The organism is Pseudomonas sp. LBUM1670 (assembly GCF_059695695.1).
The window spans coordinates 2,595,574-2,614,652 of record NZ_CP166783.1; the positions used below are offsets into that span (position 1 = coordinate 2,595,574).

At 56.9% G+C, this 19,079-nt stretch carries 14 protein-coding genes and 1 pseudogene; 8 read left to right on the top strand and 7 right to left on the bottom strand.

The window, feature by feature from the left end:
* Positions 1-3 precede the first annotated feature (3 nt).
* The 4 genes from ACA073_RS11790 to ACA073_RS11805 form a co-directional block, all read right to left on the bottom strand.
* Positions 4-2,217: a hypothetical protein gene (locus ACA073_RS11790; protein ID WP_497403594.1), complete on the bottom strand. Its 2,214-nt coding sequence runs from the start codon at positions 2,215-2,217 to the stop codon at positions 4-6.
* Positions 2,218-2,276: 59 nt separating this feature from the next.
* Positions 2,277-3,539, bottom strand: a complete 1,263-nt coding sequence (gene wecB, locus ACA073_RS11795) for a non-hydrolyzing UDP-N-acetylglucosamine 2-epimerase (RefSeq protein WP_497404069.1) — start codon at positions 3,537-3,539, stop codon at positions 2,277-2,279.
* A gap of 597 nt (positions 3,540-4,136) precedes the next feature.
* Complete coding sequence (locus tag ACA073_RS11800; RefSeq protein WP_497403595.1) at positions 4,137-4,562, bottom strand: hypothetical protein; 426 nt, start codon at positions 4,560-4,562, stop codon at positions 4,137-4,139.
* A 110-nt stretch (positions 4,563-4,672) separates the two neighbouring features.
* A complete protein-coding gene (locus ACA073_RS11805; protein ID WP_497403597.1) occupies positions 4,673-5,578 on the bottom strand; it encodes an alpha/beta fold hydrolase in 906 nt (301 codons plus the stop codon).
* A gap of 102 nt (positions 5,579-5,680) precedes the next feature.
* Between ACA073_RS11805 and ACA073_RS11810 the strand changes: the two genes are divergently transcribed.
* From ACA073_RS11810 to arsJ, 7 genes and pseudogenes are all read left to right on the top strand, one after another.
* On the top strand, positions 5,681-6,694 hold the full coding sequence (locus tag ACA073_RS11810) for a GlxA family transcriptional regulator (protein WP_497403599.1): 1,014 nt from the start codon (positions 5,681-5,683) through the stop codon (positions 6,692-6,694).
* Between the two features lie 547 nt (positions 6,695-7,241).
* Positions 7,242-8,639, top strand: a complete 1,398-nt coding sequence (locus tag ACA073_RS11815; protein WP_497403600.1) for an MFS transporter — start codon at positions 7,242-7,244, stop codon at positions 8,637-8,639.
* Between the two features lie 495 nt (positions 8,640-9,134).
* Positions 9,135-9,497: a metalloregulator ArsR/SmtB family transcription factor gene (locus tag ACA073_RS11820; RefSeq protein WP_497403602.1), complete on the top strand. Its 363-nt coding sequence runs from the start codon at positions 9,135-9,137 to the stop codon at positions 9,495-9,497.
* A 94-nt stretch (positions 9,498-9,591) separates the two neighbouring features.
* Positions 9,592-10,308, top strand: coding sequence for an arsenical resistance protein ArsH (gene arsH / locus ACA073_RS11825; protein WP_497403604.1), 717 nt, complete (start codon positions 9,592-9,594; stop codon positions 10,306-10,308).
* Positions 10,309-10,338: 30 nt separating this feature from the next.
* Positions 10,339-10,491, top strand: a pseudogene (locus ACA073_RS11830) (protein phosphatase); the annotation flags it as partial.
* A 23-nt stretch (positions 10,492-10,514) separates the two neighbouring features.
* Positions 10,515-11,519, top strand: a complete 1,005-nt coding sequence (locus tag ACA073_RS11835) for an ArsJ-associated glyceraldehyde-3-phosphate dehydrogenase (RefSeq protein WP_497403606.1) — start codon at positions 10,515-10,517, stop codon at positions 11,517-11,519.
* A 9-nt stretch (positions 11,520-11,528) separates the two neighbouring features.
* A complete protein-coding gene (arsJ, locus tag ACA073_RS11840; RefSeq protein WP_497403608.1) occupies positions 11,529-12,749 on the top strand; it encodes an organoarsenical effux MFS transporter ArsJ in 1,221 nt (406 codons plus the stop codon).
* Between the two features lie 159 nt (positions 12,750-12,908).
* Here arsJ and ACA073_RS11845 read toward each other — a convergent pair whose 3' ends face one another.
* Positions 12,909-15,404: an arsenate reductase (azurin) large subunit gene (locus ACA073_RS11845; RefSeq protein ID WP_497403609.1), complete on the bottom strand. Its 2,496-nt coding sequence runs from the start codon at positions 15,402-15,404 to the stop codon at positions 12,909-12,911.
* Between the two features lie 14 nt (positions 15,405-15,418).
* Entirely contained in the window at positions 15,419-15,937 is a 519-nt protein-coding gene (locus tag ACA073_RS11850) for an arsenate reductase (azurin) small subunit (RefSeq protein ID WP_497403611.1), read from the bottom strand.
* A 548-nt stretch (positions 15,938-16,485) separates the two neighbouring features.
* Between ACA073_RS11850 and ACA073_RS11855 the strand changes: the two genes are divergently transcribed.
* Complete coding sequence (locus ACA073_RS11855; protein WP_497403613.1) at positions 16,486-18,387, top strand: potassium transporter Kup; 1,902 nt, start codon at positions 16,486-16,488, stop codon at positions 18,385-18,387.
* A gap of 53 nt (positions 18,388-18,440) precedes the next feature.
* Here ACA073_RS11855 and ACA073_RS11860 read toward each other — a convergent pair whose 3' ends face one another.
* A complete protein-coding gene (locus tag ACA073_RS11860) occupies positions 18,441-19,061 on the bottom strand; it encodes a LysE family translocator (protein WP_497403614.1) in 621 nt (206 codons plus the stop codon).
* Between the last annotated feature and the right edge of the window lie 18 nt (positions 19,062-19,079).

Sequence of the window (19,079 nt, forward strand, 5' to 3'; positions counted from 1 at the left end):
CCGTTACTGGCGATTGCGACGGGCACTACGGCCGGCCAGCAACAGGATGAGAACCAACAGGATGCCACCCGGAATCAGCCACGACAGCGACACCGTGCGCCAGGCGTCGAGGCCCTTGGGTTCTTCGTTGTCGATCAATTGGCTACCACTAGGGTCCTGGGTGTCGAAGGTGGTCAGTGCACCGGTGTCGCCGAGGATGGCCACATCGCCGCGGGTCAGCAGAATCTGCCTGGCGAAGCGCGGTGCGTCGTTGCCAAGGGTGCGATAGACCAGACCGTGTTGACCGCCGGCATCCACCACTTGCAACGAGGCCAGGTGGTTGAGCGGATGCACGTCGAGCAACAGTTGATCCTTGTGATTGATGCGCAGGCGACCCTGCTCATCCGCTTGTACCGATTCCTTGCTGTCCTTGATCGGCAGCTCGAAGGCGAGGAAGGTTTTGTCCGGTGTGACCGAAACCTTTGGATCGGCACTGACGTTCAGTTGCGCCCGCAGCGGCGAAACCCCGGCGGCATCCGCCACCGAAATCACTTGCGGCAAACTGCTTGCCGGATGGTCGAGGTAGGCCTGGGGCACGAGGATTTGCGTGTCCATGGCAAAACGCGCGGCCATGCCGGAGAAGTCATCACCCAGGGCCGTTTTATCCAGCACGATGTGGCTGGTCGGCAGCACCGAGACCGGGAAGGCTTGTGGCGTTTCCAGGCAGCGATCACTCACTGGCTGACGCTGGAACGACACGCGCAACACGTTCGTTGCGCCCACCGCATAACGCGGGATTCGGGCTTCGATGCGTTGCTTTTCACCGTTGGCCACGAGCTGTTGCGCGCCAATCAGGTAATCATTGAGAAACAGCGAGGCCACCGGTGCAGTGTCCGAGGCACCGGGCGCGGCAGACACATCGATCACCGCCTTGACTGGCAAGCGACCGTCATAGGCCACGCTGCCGAGAGGGAAAGAAGTGCTCCAGTCGGATTTGGCCAGCACGTCGATGGCGCCGGGATTGCCGCCCAGGCGCGACAAGGCCACGCGGCCATCGGCGCTCAAGGGCAGTTGTGCTTCGCTGACCGTCATCTGGCGGCTGCGTGCCAGTGTGTTCCAGGCCGAGCTGAACAAGGCCAAGGCCTTGCCGGTGGCTTGTGGCGCGATCATCAGCACCGGGCGTGTGCCCAGTAGTGCCAGACGCACGTTGTCAGTACCGGTGGCGGCCAGACCTGCATTGATATGCCGCTCACGCCACTGCGTCAGCGCGTTGGCTGCCGTGGCGTCGAGACCTTGAATCTGGCGCTGCAGCGCGTCCAGAGATTCATTGACGGCCTTGAGCAGTTGCGGGTCGTTAATGGCCAGGTCCGCCTGGACGTTCGGCGTCTGGCCCAACATCAGCAAGGCGCCGATTTGTGCCGGGTCGGCCAGAACGTGCGCGCCCTTGCCGTTGAGGCTGGCGAACGCTGGAATCGTCAGCAGTTCGGCGGGGACGCGCAGACCGCTGAGGTCAACGCTGTCTTGAAGGGCAGGGAAGGGCAGGATGCGGCTGTGCTTGCCGATCCGCTCCAGCGCTACGCCGAGGCGCCACGCCGCATCGTAGCTTTCGGCGGACAAGGTGCCTGACGCGACCATTATTCCCGGTTTGCCCGGTAATGCGGTCCACGCGGCGCCGACGTCCTGCAACTGGCTGGCGTCGTAGCTGTAGTTGAGGCGCGTGTCCGGTTCGATACGCAATACGTTGCCGATGGCGCGTTCGTCTTCGCACAACACACGGGAGACGATTGACGACCAGGCAACTCCCAGACGCAACGAGCCGCTGTCCCGCGCTTTCTTGTCCACGCCGAGCGTGGCGCTGGCGTCACCCTGAGGTTCGCTGAGCCCTTCGGCGCGAACCGGATAGCCATCCAGCGACAGCAGCAGCGTGTTGCGACCGCCTTCGCCATTGAGGTAGCTGGCGTCGAAATTCAGGGTGGCGTCCGTCAGCGGCACACCTGCCGGCACCGGCAGATACAGTTCGCGGCGGGCATCGGTGGAACCGAGGATGATCGGTGCGTCGATCCCCAGATCGCGCAAGCTCACCTCACGTTCCTGGCGTGTGTCGGCGTTGAGCCGGTTGATTGCCTGGGTGAGCGGGCTGTCCGCGGCCAGGGCAAAGGTCGGCATGAGCGCGAGCAGGCTCACGCCACAGGCAAGGGCGCTGAGCGCACCCGTATGGATGGCAACGGAAGACTTCATTCAGGTAGATCTCGAGCTGATGAGGGGAGAAGCGGTTCGGTTTAAAGAGAGGTGTAGGCCTAATGTCGATCTGTAGGAGCGAGCTTGCTCGCGATGGTCGTTAACGAGGGGGCGTATCTACTGACCGAACGCGGTGTTCTTGAGTCCATCGCGAGCAAGCTCGCTCCTGCAATTTCCAGGGATCCGGGCAGCGCAGGGACCACGATGAAATCATTCACCGGACGACCCATCAGCGCATCGACGATGCGCACGCTGGCATTGCCGTCGCCGTAAGGGTTGGCCGCCTGGGAACATCGGCGCCACAGCAGGTCGTCATCGAACAGCGCGTTGACGCCCGCGATGATCGAGTCCGGCGACGTGCCGACCAGGCGCACAGTGCCCGCCGCCACCGCTTCCGGGCGCTCCGTCACGTCACGCATGACCAGCACCGGTTTGCCCAGTGAAGGCGCTTCTTCCTGCACGCCACCGGAGTCAGTGAGGATCACGTGGGCCCGTTGCATCAGACGCACGAAGGCCAGATAGTCCAGCGGTTTGATCAGGTGCACGTTGGGCAGGTCGCCCAGTTGCTCGGTGACCGGGCCCATGACATTGGGATTCAAGTGCACCGGATAGACGATCTGGATATCCGTGCGCCGGGCCAGATGGCTCAGGGCCTTGCAGATATCAAGGAAGCCCTCGCCGAAATTTTCCCGACGATGCCCGGTGACCAACAGGACCTTGCGGCCGTTTCGCAAGAACGAGAACTGCTGGTCCAGGCTGGCCCGCAAGTCAGCGTCCTGCTCGATACGTCGCGCGGTCATCTGCAACGCGTCGATCACCGTATTGCCGGTCACGAAGGTGCGGCCCTGCAGGCGTTCGTCGAGCAGGTTCTGACGGGACTCGTGGGTTGGCGCAAACAGCATGTCTGCACCCAGGTCGATGCAGCGACGGTTCATTTCTTCCGGCCACGGGCTGTAGATATCCCCGGTTCGCAACCCGGCTTCCACATGGCCGACCGGAATGCGCCGATGGAACGCCGCCATCGCAGCGACCATGGCCGAGGTGGTGTCGCCATGCACCAGCACCCGGTCCGGACGCGTCAACTCCAGCACCGGGTCAATCGCCCCGTACAACGCCGCCGTCAGGGAATTGAGGGTCTGCTGCGGCGTCATCACATCAAGGGTGTAATCGGCCTTGAGGTCGAACAGATCCAACACCTGTTTCAGCATGCTTTGATGCTGGCCGGTGATGCAGATCTGCGACTCAATGCCAGGTTCCGCAGCAAGGGCTTTGACTAAAGGCGCCATCTTGATGGCTTCTGGGCGGGTTCCGAAGATCGACAGAATTTTAATCTTTGACTGATGGCGCACGACGATGTCTTCCTTGCGCAGTTTTAGTGCGCAATACAACAGCGGCCCAGGTTTTATTGAAACCTGAGCAAGCTAGCGGTATTTGAATTTAATTAAGGTCGGGTCATCGACGTGTGAACTGATGTTCACTTCAGAGAGTGCGTCGCCTGGAGCCCGGGATCGCTCGGATTATTAGCATCGAAGAACAATCTTTAAAAGGGTTGTATGTGTTTTTTTATTTAATTAAAAAGTTTGAAACTTTTGAATTTGTGGTCGGTCTTTTCTAGTTTTTCGTAATTTCATGAAGATTGCAGATGGTTGTTTGTTTAACTTTAAGTTGATGAATCATAAGGATTTTATGTATTTGTAATCCGTTCGTCGGTGCGCATGAATTAATCCGGCTGTATAAGAGTCGGGGGCTTACTGTTAACCGTCGGCTTTCTGGAGTATAGGTGGTAATGGTCACTTAAGTGGCGCCTGTATATTGTCGTGTGCAATATGTTTTATGCGCGGAGTCATAAGTGTTTTATAAAGGTCTGCAGTGCATTTTCAGGGTTAAGTGATTTGGTCGACGAAATAAAACTCGGATAATCACTTCGCTTTCCAGTGCCCACCACCCGACTCGCAATCAATTTTCACCTGACTTAAATGCTCCGTATCGTAGTAATACGTCGTGACCTGAGCATTGTCGGGAATGTTAAGAGACTTGGCGCTCTTGTCCTTGCTGGTGGAATGAGGATTGGCCAGCGACTCCTGAGTCAAGGTCGCGATGCAGGTGGCCTGATAATGATCGTCACACTGTTCGACCTTTTTCTTGGTGCTGGTCATCATTTCCTTGCTTTCATTGCTGCATGACCAATCGATGGAATTGACCGGCATGCCTTCGTACTCATAGCAGCTATGGGATTCGACCACGGGCACGGAAGGGCTTTGGGAACGGGTCAGTACGTCACAGCCTTCAGCGTAAACCAGGGTCGGGCCGAGGCTGGCGATCAGAAGCAGAACTCTACTGTTCATCGGGATTTCCTCTCCAGTGGCGCCTTGCCGGATCAGGGATCAGCGCTGATAAAGTTTCGAAAACACGATGACGCGTGGGGTTCAATTCGTTTTTGATCTGCAACAGGCTGTCACTGCAAAAAGTCGCGAATCGCTTGAATGGTCTGCGTCGGTGCTTCTTCCATCAGCCAATGTCCCGCCCCTGGAATCACCACTTCCGTGACCTTGTCCGCAGCATTGCGCATGACGATGGCTTCGTTGTTGCCAAAGGATTTTTCCCCACCGACGGCCAGCACCGGCATGGTCAATCGCGTTTTCATCGACGCTTCGTTGTCCACCGCATCCTGGCGAATGCTGCGGAACTGTGCGAACGCCGCATGCATGGCGCCGGGTCGGGCGTAGAGTTTGGCGTAATGCTGACGGGTTGCTTCATCCACCTTGGTGGGATCGCCGGCAAACTCGTTCCAGAAGCGGTCCAGGTAGATGCGCTCACGCCCGGCGACCAGGCGTTCGGCATCCGGGCCACCGAAGTCGAAGTGCCACAGCATCGGTGAACGCACGATGTCGTTCCACGGGGGGATGCCCGGCACGGGCGCATCCATCACCACCAGGCGATCGGTTTGCTGCGGATAACGCGAGGCGTAGGCGAAGGCCACCATGGTGCCGATGTCATGGCCGATGACCACCGAGTGTTCGATACCCAACGAGGCCAACACCGCGCGCACGTCGCCCGCTTGCGTCTTCTTGTCATACCCGCTTTCCGGTATCGACGACAAACCCATGCCACGCAGATCCGGCACCACGACCGTGTGATCCCTGGCCAGGTCGGCCGCGAGTGGCGCCCACATATCGCCGGTGTCGCCGAAGCCATGCAACAGCACCACGGCGGGCCCTTTACCGCCAACGCGGACGTGGATTTTCGCGCCTTCTACCGGGATGTCATCGGTGCGAAAGGAGGAGGGGAAGGGTGTCACGCCGGCATGGGCCGCAAGACTTAGCGCCAGGAGCATGGAAGCTGTCAGCAAGGTGCGGATCATGGCGCTGTCTCCGGAGGAACCGATTGGGGGAGCGTAGACCGTTTTGCGATATCCTGATGAACCGGACTCCCTCTTCGTTAACGCAACCGAGTGCCACAAACCTTGATCGAACGACGCCAATTCAGCGGAGGCATGAAGGGGAAAAATCTTCGCTATCTGAATGACAACCCCAACGAGCCTGCTCAACTGACACGGACAGGCTTTTTGCTGCTCGAACATTTCTCGCTGCCTGCTTTTACCCAGGCGCTGGACACGATCGTCACCGCGAATCTGCTACGACCCCAATTGTTTTCGTCTCGCACGTTCGGCTTGAGTGACGGGGAAGTCGTCAGCGATCTGGGGCTGGTCATTCGGCCTGATGCGCGCATCGATTGCTCAGTGGTTCACGACCTCGATCTGCTGGTCATTTGCGGTGGCTACAGAACCGAGCTGAAGGCCACTGACGAGTTGATCAGTCTGTTAAGAACGGCCGCCGACCAGGGTGTGAGTCTGGCCGGATTGTGGAATGGCGCATGGTTCCTCGGCATCGCCGGTTTGCTCGACGGTTACCGTTGCGCGATTCATCCCGAACATCGCCCCGCGCTCGCGGAAATTGCCAAGGCCACGCACGTCACCAGCGAGCCTTTTGTCATCGACCGGGACCGGCTCACGGCGTCCAGTCCGTCAGGTGCCTTCCACATGGCGCTGGACTGGATCAAGGGCTTGCACGACAAGGCGCTCGTCGAGGGTATTGAAGACATCCTCGCGTTCGAAGAGTCCCGCTACCGGCGCATCAAACCAACGGAAAATGTCTGTGTGAGTGCACCCTTGCGCGAGGTGGTGAAGCTGATGGACGCCAACCTCGAAGAGCCGCTGGAGCTGGAGCAACTGGCGGTCTATGCAGGTCGTTCTCGTCGACAACTGGAGCGCTTGTTCAAGGAACAACTCGGCACCACGCCGCAGCGGTATTACATGGAGCTACGGATCACCGAAGCGCGTCGATTGCTTCAGCACACGGAGCTGTCCCAGGTGGATGTGTTGGTGGCGTGTGGTTTTGTGTCGCCGAGTCATTTCAGCAAGTGCTATAGCTCGTATTTCGGGTACAGGCCGTCGAAGGAAACGCGGCTGGTCAAATAAGACCCCTCAAAAACTGTAGGAGCGAGCTTGCTCGCGAGGGTCGTTAACGAAAACGCGTGTTACCTGATTAAACGCGGTGTTCTGAAGACCATCGCGAGCAAGCTCGCTCCTACAGATGCCTAAACGTCGCGATATGCGTTGTCGTACGACTATCTGATTTTATATACCCGCTGACAATACCCGAGGGCTGAGTGCTGTCACGCGGCATAACCTGTGTCATTCGGCGGAAATCACATCTTCCGCGGTGGTATGTGTCGAGACGAACGGCAATTTTCCAGATTGACAGCCGGGTAGAGGACTCGCTATAAAAGGCATAGTTGTACGATGACATACGATGTAATACCCCTAAAAACAAAAACCGGGTCCCATCATGAACTCAATCCGCTTTCTCGCCTCCCTGCATCCCGCTTCTGCAGCTCCGCCAACCCCCCGATAGCACATGCTACTCGTCGTCTGACGCGAGCCGCTGAGCAGTGTGCTGCGCGTAAGAAGTGATCTCGCTTGAAACCGAGAGATCATCACCATAATCCAATAATAAAGTGATGCCATGAATCTGAACGAGCCCATCAATGCGCAACGTGTCGGCCAGGCCGTCGGTAAATACCGCTGGACGATCTGCGCGCTGTTGTTTTTTGCTACAACCGTCAACTACCTGGACCGTCAGGTGCTCAGCCTGTTGGCGCCGGATCTGTCGACGCAATTTGGCTGGAGCAACAGCGACTACGCCAACATCGCCTCGGTGTTCCAGTTTGTGTATGCGATCTCCATGCTGTTTGCAGGCCGTTTCGTCGACAAGATCGGTACCAAGAAGGCCTACATCATCGCGATCAGTATCTGGTCGACCGGCGCCATGATGCATGCCTTTTCAGTGCCGATGGGCGAGGGCATCGCGGCGGTGTGCGGCGCGTTCGGCCTGGCCGTCATCCCGGTTTCGATCGCGGGCTTCATGCTGTCGCGCGCCGTGTTGGCGATAGGCGAAGCGGGTAACTTCCCGATCGCGATCAAGGCCACTGCCGAATACTTCCCGAAGAAGGAACGCTCCTTCGCCACCGGTATTTTCAACTCTGGTGCCAACGTGGGCGCGATTCTGGCGCCGATCTGCGTACCGCTGATTGCCGGCCTGTGGGGTTGGGAGGCGGCGTTCATCGTGATCGGCATGCTCGGCTTCGTCTGGGTGACCGTGTGGATTGCGCTGTACGAGAAACCCGAAAAGCAAAAACGTCTCTCGGCGCAGGAACTGGCCTACATCCGCAGCGATGCGCAGGTGGTCGCCACCCCGGAGCCGGGCGTCGCCGAGAAAAAAGTATCGTGGTTCAAGTTGCTGACCTACCGTCAGACCTGGGCGTTTGCCTTCGGCAAATTCATGACTGACGGTGTGTGGTGGTTCTTCCTGTTCTGGCTTCCGACCTACCTGTCGGCGCAATACGGCATGAAAGGCCAGGCCATCGTGTGGCCGCTGGCCGTGTTGTACAGCATGACCATGGTGGGCAGCATCGGCGGCGGCTGGTTCCCCAGCTACTTCATGGCTCGCGGCGATGCACCGTATGACGGTCGTATGAAAGCCATGCTGGTGATCGCCTTCTTCCCGCTGCTGGTACTGCTGGCGCAACCCTTCGGTTACATCAGTTTCTGGGTGCCGGTGCTGTTGATCGGCGTAGGCGCGTCGGCGCATCAGGCGTGGTCGTGCAATATCTTCACCACCGTGTCCGACATGTTCCCGCAGAAGTCCATTGCATCAGTAGTCGGCATTGGCGGTTTAGCCGGCGGCCTGGGCGGTGTGGCGATGACCAAGGTTGGGGGGTGGGTGTTCGACCACTACAAATCGATCAATGATATTCACACAGGCTACATGATCATGTTCGGCATCTGTGCGGTGGCTTATCTGGTGGCGTGGAGCGTGATGAAACTGCTGGTGCCGCGCCATAAGGAAATTACCGACCTGTAAATGGATGGACCGACGAAATTGGACCGGCCAGGTTCAATTTCGTCAGGCCTCGCCACCCGTGGCTGCTCAAGCAGAGCAAGCCATCCTGTCATTCCTTTCGATCTGGTAGTCGACATCATTTCTCGTTTTATCGACGCATTCTGATCGAGTCTGCTCTTTAAGTAGCGTCAGGCCCATGGCGCGGCAGAGCTACCAGGGAGCGACCTATTTCTGCGTGAATGACAAATTCATTCCATATTTCGTATATGCATAACCCCAGATATTTTGATGCGATCTGCTAAGCAATTTACGCAGATAACGCCATAACGCATGGCTTTCAGTGAAGGTGGTGGGCAAAGCTCAATCGCTTTGATGGATTAATCTTCCTTTGACTCTTTACCTCGTATGCGGAAAAACATATATTCGATAAGCCGCATATGAGCTGGGCTTCACAATAACCGGCAAAGCCGCATCAAGATGTTCGTCTTGGTCAAAAACAAACACTGAGAAAACGATATGGCTGACCATCTGACACCGACCACTGTTTTCAAATGCCTGGCTGACGACACTCGGGTCCGCACGATGATGCTCATCACCCGTGAAGGAGAGCTTTGTGTTTGCGAGCTGACCTGCGCGTTGAACGAGAGTCAGCCAAAAACCTCCAGGCATCTGGCGCAACTGCGTACTTGCGGGCTGTTGGCGGACCGTCGGCAAGGCCAATGGGTTTATTACCGACTGCATCCGAATCTCCCTGACTGGGTTCATCAAGTACTGACCACCGTGCTCGAAAGCAACAAGCACTGGTTAAGCCCTGATGCCAAACGCCTCGATGAAATGGGCGACCGTCCTGAACGGGTACTCGTCTGCTGTGAAACCTAGATCGCCTGATTCCGCCTTCGACTACGAGATCGCTCGATGAAAATCCTGTTTCTCTGCACTGCCAAAAAGCGCGCCGTTGCGCAGGACAAAGACTATGTTTGATGACCCTATCCCCCAGCTCAATACCGAACTGGTTGATCTCCCATCGGCTGACAAGCTAGGTATCGAGAGAACCTCCATCCACAAACCGCGCATCTTGCTGCTGTACGGATCGACTCGTGAGCGCTCCTTCAGTCGCCTGCTAGTAGAGGAGGCCGCTCGACTGCTGGAGCACCTCGGCGCCGAGGCGCGGATTTTCAATCCGTCAGGTTTGCCGCTGCCAGATGACGCCCCTGACGATCACCCTCGTGTGAAGGAACTGCGCGAGCTGATGCTGTGGTCCGAGGGGCAGGTCTGGTGCTCTCCAGAACGTCACGGTTCCATGAGCGCAGTGTTCAAGGCGCAGATCGACTGGGTGCCTCTCGCGATGGGCGCGGTACGCCCGACACAGGGCAAAACCCTCGCCGTCATGCAGGTGTGCGGAGGCTCACAGTCGTTCAACGTAGTCAATCAGCTGAGAGTGCTGGGTCGCTGGATGCGCATGTTCACCATCCCAAACCAATCCTCCGTGCCGAAGGCTTATATGGAATTCGACGACAACGGCCGGATGAAACCTTCTCCGTTCTACGACCGTGTCGTTGATGTGATGGAAGAGTTGGTGAAATTCACGCTGCTGCTTCGCGACCGCCAGGACTATCTGGTTGATCGTTATTCCGAGCGCAAAGAGTCAGCGGAAGAACTCATGAAACGTGTCAATCAGCGCTCAATCTGAGGATTTTTCACCGTGCAACAACACCCTTTTTCCGGTTTGGTCGCCGCTCAACTGTTGATCGAGAGCGGTGTGCCCTTCAGCGATGCCATCCGCGATGTTCAGTCGTTGCGTCCGCGCGCCATTCAGCATCCTGCCCATATCGAATACATCGGCCAGTTCGACACCCCGTCGAACTCCCACTGACAACAGATAAAGAGCACAACAACATGACTATCAAAGTGGGCATCAATGGTTTTGGTCGGATCGGTCGCCTCGCGCTGCGAGCAGCCTGGAGCTGGCCAGAGTTTGAATTCGTGCAGATCAACGATCCAGCAGGTGACGCGCCGACTCATGCGCACCTGCTGAATTTCGACTCGGTGCATGGTCGTTGGAATTGCCAGGCTGACTCCGAAGGCGACAGCATTGTCATCGACGGCAAACGAATCAAGGTAACGGCCAACAAGGCGATTGCCGACACCGATTGGTCGGGCTGCGATCTGGTGATTGAAGCCAGTGGCAAGATGAAGACAGTCGCTGTGCTTCAGGCTTACCTCGACCAAGGCGTGAAGCGCGTAGTGGTTAGCGCTCCGGTGAAGGAAAAAGGCGCGCTGAACATCGTCATGGGCGTCAACCATCAGCTGTTCAAACCGGCTGAACATCGCATTGTCACGGCGGCGTCATGCACCACCAACTGTCTGGCGCCAGTGGTGAAAGTGATCCACGAAAAACTGGGCATTCGCCACGGTTCGATCACCACCATCCACGACCTGACCAACACCCAAAGCATTCTCGATCAGCCGCACAAAGATCTGCGCCGTGCGCGTGCTTCAGGCATGAGCCTGATTCCAACCAGTACTGGCTCGGCCACCGCCATTGCCGAAATTTTCCCGGAGCTGCGTGGGCGCCTGAATGGTCACGCCGTACGCGTGCCGCTGGCCAATGCTTCGCTGACCGACTGTGTCTTCGAAGTCGAGCGGGCCACCACTGTCGAAGAAGTGAATCAGTTCCTCAGGGACGCTTCCGAGAATGAGCTGAAAGACATTCTCGGTTTCGAGGAGCGTCCATTGGTGTCCATCGACTATCGAACCGACCCGCGTTCGTCGATCATCGATGCGCTGTCGACCATGGTTATCAATGGCACCCAGGTCAAACTCTATGCCTGGTACGACAACGAATGGGGCTATGCGAACCGCACCGTCGAACTGGCCAGAATGGTCGGTCTAGCGGTCTAAGGAGTGGTCATGAAAGCGTTGTCGGCCCTCGCTCCGGAAGTGCGGCAGTACCTGCTCGTCACGGGCAACTACTGGGCCTTCACCCTCACCGACGGCGCGTTGCGCATGTTGGTGGTGCTGCACTTTCACGCGTTGGGCTACAGCCCACTGCAAATCGCCGCATTGTTCCTGTTCTACGAGCTTTTTGGCGTGATCACCAACCTGGTGGGTGGCTACCTCGGCGCTCGGCTGGGTCTGAACCGAACCATGAACATCGGGCTGGGCCTCCAGGTCGCGGCGTTGCTGATGCTGACGGTTCCTGTCGCCTGGCTAACCATCCCATGGGTGATGGGCGCTCAGGCGCTGTCGGGGATTGCCAAAGACCTGAACAAGATGAGCGCCAAAAGCTCCATCAAGCTTCTGGTTCCGGATGGGCAACAGGGCAAGCTCTACAAGTGGGTGGCGATCCTCACCGGCTCGAAGAACGCACTCAAGGGGGTCGGTTTCTTTCTTGGCGGAGCCTTGCTGGCATTGATCGGCTTCAAAGGCGCCTTGCTGTCCATGGCCGGCGTACTGGCGCTGATCTGGATCAGCAGCTTGATCCTGTTGAAGAGGGACCTGGGCAAGGCCAAAGCCAAGCCAAAGTTTCGCGACATCCTGTCCAAGAGCCGGGCGATCAATATCCTCTCAGCGGCCCGAATGTTCCTGTTCGGCGCCCGCGATGTCTGGTTTGTGGTGGCCTTGCCGGTGTACCTGAGCAGCGTGTTCGGCTGGGACTTCTGGAAGGTGGGTGGCTTCCTCGCGGCCTGGGTGATCGGCTACGGAATCGTGCAGTCCTTTGCACCCCACATCACCGGCAAGAAACGTGGGCATGTACCGGATGGTCGTGCGGCATTTCTGTGGGCACTTGCGTTGGCGGGTCTGCCGGCGACAATTGCTTTGGGGCTGAACACCGGGCTGTCGCAACAGCTAGTGCTGTTGGGTGGATTGATGGTTTTTGGTGCGTTGTTCGCGGTGAATTCGTCGCTGCACAGCTACTTGATCGTGTCCTATGCCAAGGAAGATGGCGTGTCGCTGGATGTGGGTTTTTATTACATGTCGAACGCCTTGGGGCGCCTTATCGGCACGGTGCTCTCAGGCTGGGTTTATCAGGTGTATGGGCTGGGCACGTGCTTGTGGATATCAAGTGCATTCGTGCTGCTCGCAGCACTGATTTCTATCGGGCTGCCGAGGCATGCCGAAGGTGCGTGACACTTTTTTTGAAGGCAACTCCACTTCATGAACCGGCGACTGGTTAAATCCAGCCAGGGTTGTGTCCATTAGAAAGGTGAAATAACCACGAGACGCCAAGCCCCCCTCCCACACGATGTAGGTAGGAGGGGGCTTGGCGTCTGTTGAACGATTTTGCTGTTAACCAACCGCGATCACGTTAAACCGGCGCGACTTGAAGCTGATCGTCTCTTTGAATGCCTCCACCTTGCCAATGCGACGGATACTCGCCCATGTCCCTTTGTAATAGGGCACCACGTTGCGGTCGGTCCATGGCGTAGTCAGATCGCCCATCACACCGTTGAAGTGGCCAAACTGCATGAAGGTTTGATTCCGTTTGATATCAGCCTCCAGATAGGCCAGCGCATAGGACGAACCGTAATCGTTGAACACCTCGACCACATCTCCAGATTCAATAGCCAACGCTTGTGCATCTTCGTGATTGATTTCCAGATAAGCCATCGGCACGCGCCGCTGCACGAAGTCGTTGTATTGGTCGTGGTAGAGCGTTTGCCACACTTCGTTGATGCGTCCATTGTTGACCCAGAACTGATGCTTCGCCTTCTGTTCTGCCACCGGTTTCGGCAATCCGGGCCATGTTGCTGGCTTGAACTCTGCTTTGCCGTCCGGTGTGTCGAATTTGTAATCGGTGTAGAGCATTTCGGTGCCGATCAGTTTGCCGTCTCGGTATTCTTTTGCGGGTAACTGGACACCATTGTTGCCCATGGCTTTCAGCCGTTCGTAGGTGACAAGATTGCCCGTGGTCCCGCCCTGACTGTCGATTGGGCCAGCACCGGGTTGGCCAGCCATACGGAAGCCATCATTGAAGGCGTCCTCCTCAGTATTCCAGTCGAACCCTGCAAAACGCGCCGCCATGTCCTGTTTCCCTTCGTCCGTATACATCTGCCGAAGGGTGTTAGCGATAGCCGCTGCGATCAGGCAATCGGCTTTCGCCGAACCGGGAGGATCCATGAATTTTTGTGACAGGCGCATCCGGCGTTCCCCGTTCATCGAGGTGAGATTCATCTCACCTGGATGGGCTGCCGGCAGCATCACATGGGCGGCTTCTGCCAGCTTGGTAGGGTAGAGGTTGATATTGGCGAAGAAGAGACCACCTTTATTTTTCACCGCGTCGTAGACCGCATCCACCCTCTGCGCGGTTGTACCACCGCGAACATTGGCCATGGCTTCCCTGACAATGTTGGCGCGTTTCAGAATGACCGCACGATGTTGCTCCGCATTTAGCGTGGTCTGGAACGGATTGGCCCCCCACGCCGTGTACATCATTCCCTTGCCATTGATGATTTCCTGATCCACATAGATCTTGGTATCGCCTGGATAAGGGGGACGTGTGTAACCCTCTTGATGTCCACCCATGCGCACCACCCCCGTACCTCGTCGGCCGACGTTGTGGGTCGCAAGCACCAAGTCGACCAAGGCGGACTGAATGAGGTAGTTGTCATTGCCCCAAATAATCCCTTTTTCGTAGGCGTGCATGGCATGGGGGCGATGGCCAGAGGCCTTGGGTTTGTAAGCCCATTCGGCTGCTTGCTTGAGTTTGTCCACCGAGACCCCGGTGACGCGACTGGTTTCCTCAAGCGACATTCGATTGGCTTGAAGTGCCTGGTCAAACGCTTTGGTATGGGCTGCGATAAATTCCTCGTCATGCCATTTTTGGTCGACCACGTAGGTCAGCAGACCATTGAACAGAGCGATATCCGTTCCCGGCTCGATATCCAGGTGAAGCACGTTGTCCTTACCGGCTGCTTGCTCCGCTATAGCGATGGTCGGTGTCCTGCGAGGGTCGACAAAAATCAACTTGGCTGGAGCAACGGTTTCCCCAGGAAAGCGCTGTTTACGCTTGTCGAGCGTCTGCCCCTGTAAATTGGGCAGCCAGTGCGCCAAGAAGTAGTTGGTTTGGGTTTCATATGAGTTGCAGCCGATGGCAACTATAACGTCAGCCAACTCCGCGTCTTCGTAGCTGTTGTTGAGTTCGCCAATGCCCATCTCGCGGGTAGCGTGGCACTCGGAGTTATAGGCGGGGCGATTGTGGATACGTACCAATGGTGTTTGCAGTGCCGTGAACATCAGCTTGCCGGTGCCCCACGTATTCTCGAATCCGCCTCCGGCACCTCCGTGATCGAAGCAGTCAAAGGCGAGCGAGGCAGGCCCATCATTATCAAGAATCTTCTTGGTCACCCCGGCGTAAAGCGCCAACGCATCATCCCAACTGGTGTCCACCCACTGATCAGCCACATAAACGCGTGGGCTGCGTAACCGCTCCTTGCCTACGCCATCGGGGTTGTACATGACCTTGGCCAGTTGTCCGCCTCGTGTGGACGAGAGCCCTTTATTAACGTCGCACTGCTTGTCCGGCACGATCATGATGTTGTAGCGCTTTCCGTCCTTGTCGGTGATCGTGTTCTGCATTGCCGGCGTCATGATGATGGCCATGGGGGGTAACTGCTTGCGGAAGTCGAGCCCTAGCGCGTTCTCATCGGGTGCCCGTCCACCTTCCTGATTTTCCGGCCATTTGTACACGTGATAGCCACAACCGACGATGCAGAAGTGGCATGTCAGGTTGGTCTTTTGGGCATCTGTCGGAGGCAGTGCCATACGGTCTTTGTTGGTTGCCATTTTTAATCTCCTTATCAAAGGAGGTTGGACTGACGTCCGTAGATCAACCCTTCGACGGCAACTGCACGTACCGAATCGTCATTGGGGTTGTATTCAAGCACTATGCTCGGCAGGTTCTCGGTGGCTTGGCCGGAAACCATTTGGCCAATATTCTCAGGGTCGAAAATACTGAAATGACAGGGGCATTTGAACAACTTCTGTCCCGCGTCATAGGCGACCGGACAACCCATGTGTGTGCATAGCGTGCTGAAGGCGACAATGTCGCGCTCGGGGCCGACACCACCCGGAACGGGAGCGCCCATCTTGATCAATGCGCAAGGTGAAGCCGCGTCGGGATAGGAAAACAGGACTGGCGTGTTGACCTGCAATTTCTGAGCTTTGGTGAGTGCCTGCATTTGGTAGGGGAGATTGACTCGGCCCTCTACCGTTGGCTTTGGGGTCGCGGCCTGCGTGAGTTCGGGCAGACCTATCGCCACGCTTGCAGCAACCCCGCCTCCTGCTTTCAGGAAGAGTCTTCTGGATATCGATGCCATCTCTGCCTCCGCATTACGCTTGCGATGCAGTCGGCCCTACCTGTGTCGTAAGCGACTTTTACTTCAACCCATTGAGCATAGTAGACAGCCCGCTTCTTTGGTCGAATGGCTCGAAAAAACGCGTGTATAGCACCTGATTCTGTCGATTTTTCCGACTGAGGGTTGCGAAGCTATCTGCTTCGTTTTTTCAGGATCGGCGATTGGAAGGACGCATGAAATAAGCGCCGCCAGTGCAGATTTGCCGCCTCGTCCCATAGCAGTACGTAAAGAATACAGCCGGACAAAATGGATTTGACGTTGATTTCCCTCGACATGAGCAACGAGATTCTCTGCGCCAGAGCGAGTCTGGTGCCCAATTGTTCGAATGGGTAAGGGGCGTATCTACCGTAAAATTTTTACGATTTCTTTACGGTAGGTGTATTTGCCCGCAATGATACTGGCCGCGATTTTTAGATCGCCCATGCGCCTCGCATCTGCAATGGCCCTGGCAAATCGTATTGCCCAAGGATGGCATGCACTTCCTTCCCGCAGTTTGAGAGAAGCGACCCTTGAGTGAAACAGTGACCAGTGCACACGATGACTCCAAATCCAAAACGTCAGGAGCCGGCTTGCTCGTCGCTGCTGTCGGAGTGGTTTATGGAGACATCGGCACCAGCCCCCTCTACACACTGAAAGAAGTGTTTTCCGGCCACTACGGAGTTCAGGTAAATCACGATGGAGTACTAGGCATTCTGTCGTTGATCTTCTGGTCACTGATCTGGGTAGTCTCGATCAAATACGTTCTGTTCATCCTGCGTGCCAATAACCAGGGTGAGGGTGGCATCATGGCGTTGACGGCGTTAGCCCGCCGCGCAGCAGCACCTTATCCGCACATGAGAAAGGTTCTGGTTCTGCTCGGGCTGTTCGGTGCGGCACTTTTTTACGGGGACAGCATGATCACCCCGGCTATTTCGGTGCTCTCTGCGGTTGAAGGATTACAACTGGCGTTTGACGGAGTAGAACACTGGGTTGTGCCCTTGTCAGTGATCGTGCTGGTGGCGCTGTTCTTGATACAGAAACATGGCACGGCTCGAATCGGCATCCTGTTTGGTCCGGTCATGGTGCTGTGGTTTGTGGTGTTGGGTGCCCTTGGGATCTACGGTATTTTGCAGCGTCCCGAAGTGCTGCAAGCGCTTAACCCAGCTTGGGCAGTGCAGTTCTTTGTGGTTCATCCGGGAATGGGTGTGGCGATTTTGGGCGCTGTCGTGTTGGCATTGACCGGTGCTGAAGCACTGTATGCCGACATGGGCCACTTTGGTCGCCAACCGATTTCTCGTGCATGGTTCATTTTGGTGTTGCCGGGGCTGGTACTCAATTATTTTGGCCAGGGTGCCTTGATCCTGGAGAACCCGGAGGCTGTGCGCAATCCGTTCTATCTGCTAGCGCCTGACTGGGCACTGTTGCCGATGGTCGCGCTCTCCACTCTGGCCACCATCATCGCTTCTCAAGCAGTGATCTCCGGTGCTTTCTCTTTGACCCGCCAGGCCATTCAACTGGGTTACGTCCCTCGCATGTTTATCCAGCATACCTCCAGCCAGGAGCAGGGGCAGATCTACATCGGCACGGTTAACTGGGCGTTGATGGTCGGTGTCGTGCTGCTGGTGATCGGTTTCGAGTCATCCAGTGCCTTGGCCGCCGCTTATGGGGTCGCAGTGACGGGGACCATGTTGATCACGACAATCTTGTCCTCGGCTGTCGTCCTGCTCCTATGGAAAACGCCGCGCTGGTTGGCCATTCCACTGTTGCTCGGATTTTTGCTGGTCGACGGTCTGTACTTCGCGGCCAATGCGCCGAAAATTTTTCAGGGCGGTGCGTTCCCGGTGATTGCCGGCATTGGTCTGTTCATCTTGATGACGACCTGGAAGCGGGGCAGGAAGATTGTTGTCGAGCGGCTGGATGAAGCCGTGCTTCCCCTACCGTTATTCATCGGCAGCATCCGCACGCAGCCTCCCCATCGCGTACAAGGCACGGCAGTGTTTCTGACGGCCAGGGCCGATGCTGTTCCCCATGCGCTGCTGCACAATCTGCTGCACAACCAGGTTTTGCATGAGCAAGTCGTGTTGCTCACCGTGGTCTCCGAAGACAGCCCGCGAGTGGCTGCTGGTCGGCGGTTCGAGGTTGAGGCCTATGGTGAAGGCTTCTTCCGGGTCAGTCTGCACTTTGGTTTTATGGAGGAGCCCGATGTCCCATTGGCCTTGAGTCTCTGTCACTTGAATGAGCTGGATTTCAGTCCGATGCGCACGACCTATTTCCTGAGCCGTGAGACGGTCATCCCGACCAAGCGCATCGGTATGGCCCGCTGGCGAGAAAGCCTGTTCGCGTTTTTGCTCAAGAACGCGAATAGCAACTTGAGATACTTCAAGTTGCCGCTGAATCGGGTGATAGAGCTGGGCACACAGGTCGAGATGTAGCGGAAACAGGCCGCAAAGCGCCAAACTACCAGATACGCTTTCGTGGCCCCCCCTCAGCGTTTACTAAAGGCCAACCGTGCGGCAAACAGGACAAAGATCATGCCCGTCGTGCGATCCATCCACTTGATCACTTTTCCACGCCGCAGAATGCCGGCGAGTGGTCGAGTCGCGCCAATCAGCATCGTTGACCAGATCAATCCGATCACCACATGGATGCTGACCAGACCAAATGTCCAGGCTACCAGTGGCTGTCCCTGGGGAATGAACTGCGGGAGAAAAGACACGTAAAAAATGCCGATCTTCGGGTTGAGGACATTCCCCGTCATGCCCTTCAGGAACCAGTTGGCCTCTGGCTTTGCGCGCGTTTCCACGGGCGACAGAGCGCTGCGCGGGCGCAACAGCATGTTCAACCCAATCCACGCCAGGTAAGCGGCACCGCAGTATTTCAACAGGTCATAGGCCAGTTCCGAAACCGCAATCAAAGCGCCCAGACCAAAAGCGACCGCCGCGCCCCACAACAAGCAACCCGCATTGATTCCCAACGCAGCGCGCAACGCCTGCTGTTTGCCTTCCACCGTGGCGGTTCTCAAGATCAATGCAGTGTCGAGCCCTGGCGTCAGGGTCAGCAATGTGGCAGCGAAGGTAAAAGCGAGAAGATTGTCAGCGATGGACATGGGCGTGTGACTTCAAGA

Bases quoted from the DNA above. Each gene is read 5' to 3' on its own strand.
- ACA073_RS11835 (WP_497403606.1), top strand. From the start codon at position 10,515: ATGACTATCAAAGTGGGCATCAATGGTTTTGGTCGGATCGGTCGCCTC.
- arsJ (WP_497403608.1), top strand. From the start codon at position 11,529: ATGAAAGCGTTGTCGGCCCTCGCTCCGGAAGTGCGGCAGTACCTGCTC.
- ACA073_RS11790 (WP_497403594.1), bottom strand. From the start codon at position 2,217: ATGAAGTCTTCCGTTGCCATCCATACGGGTGCGCTCAGCGCCCTTGCC.
- ACA073_RS11820 (WP_497403602.1), top strand. From the start codon at position 9,135: ATGGCTGACCATCTGACACCGACCACTGTTTTCAAATGCCTGGCTGAC.
- ACA073_RS11815 (WP_497403600.1), top strand. From the start codon at position 7,242: ATGAATCTGAACGAGCCCATCAATGCGCAACGTGTCGGCCAGGCCGTC.
- ACA073_RS11860 (WP_497403614.1), bottom strand. From the start codon at position 19,061: ATGTCCATCGCTGACAATCTTCTCGCTTTTACCTTCGCTGCCACATTG.
- arsH (WP_497403604.1), top strand. From the start codon at position 9,592: ATGTTTGATGACCCTATCCCCCAGCTCAATACCGAACTGGTTGATCTC.
- ACA073_RS11805 (WP_497403597.1), bottom strand. From the start codon at position 5,578: ATGATCCGCACCTTGCTGACAGCTTCCATGCTCCTGGCGCTAAGTCTT.
- ACA073_RS11850 (WP_497403611.1), bottom strand. From the start codon at position 15,937: ATGGCATCGATATCCAGAAGACTCTTCCTGAAAGCAGGAGGCGGGGTT.
- ACA073_RS11845 (WP_497403609.1), bottom strand. From the start codon at position 15,404: ATGGCAACCAACAAAGACCGTATGGCACTGCCTCCGACAGATGCCCAA.
- ACA073_RS11800 (WP_497403595.1), bottom strand. From the start codon at position 4,562: ATGAACAGTAGAGTTCTGCTTCTGATCGCCAGCCTCGGCCCGACCCTG.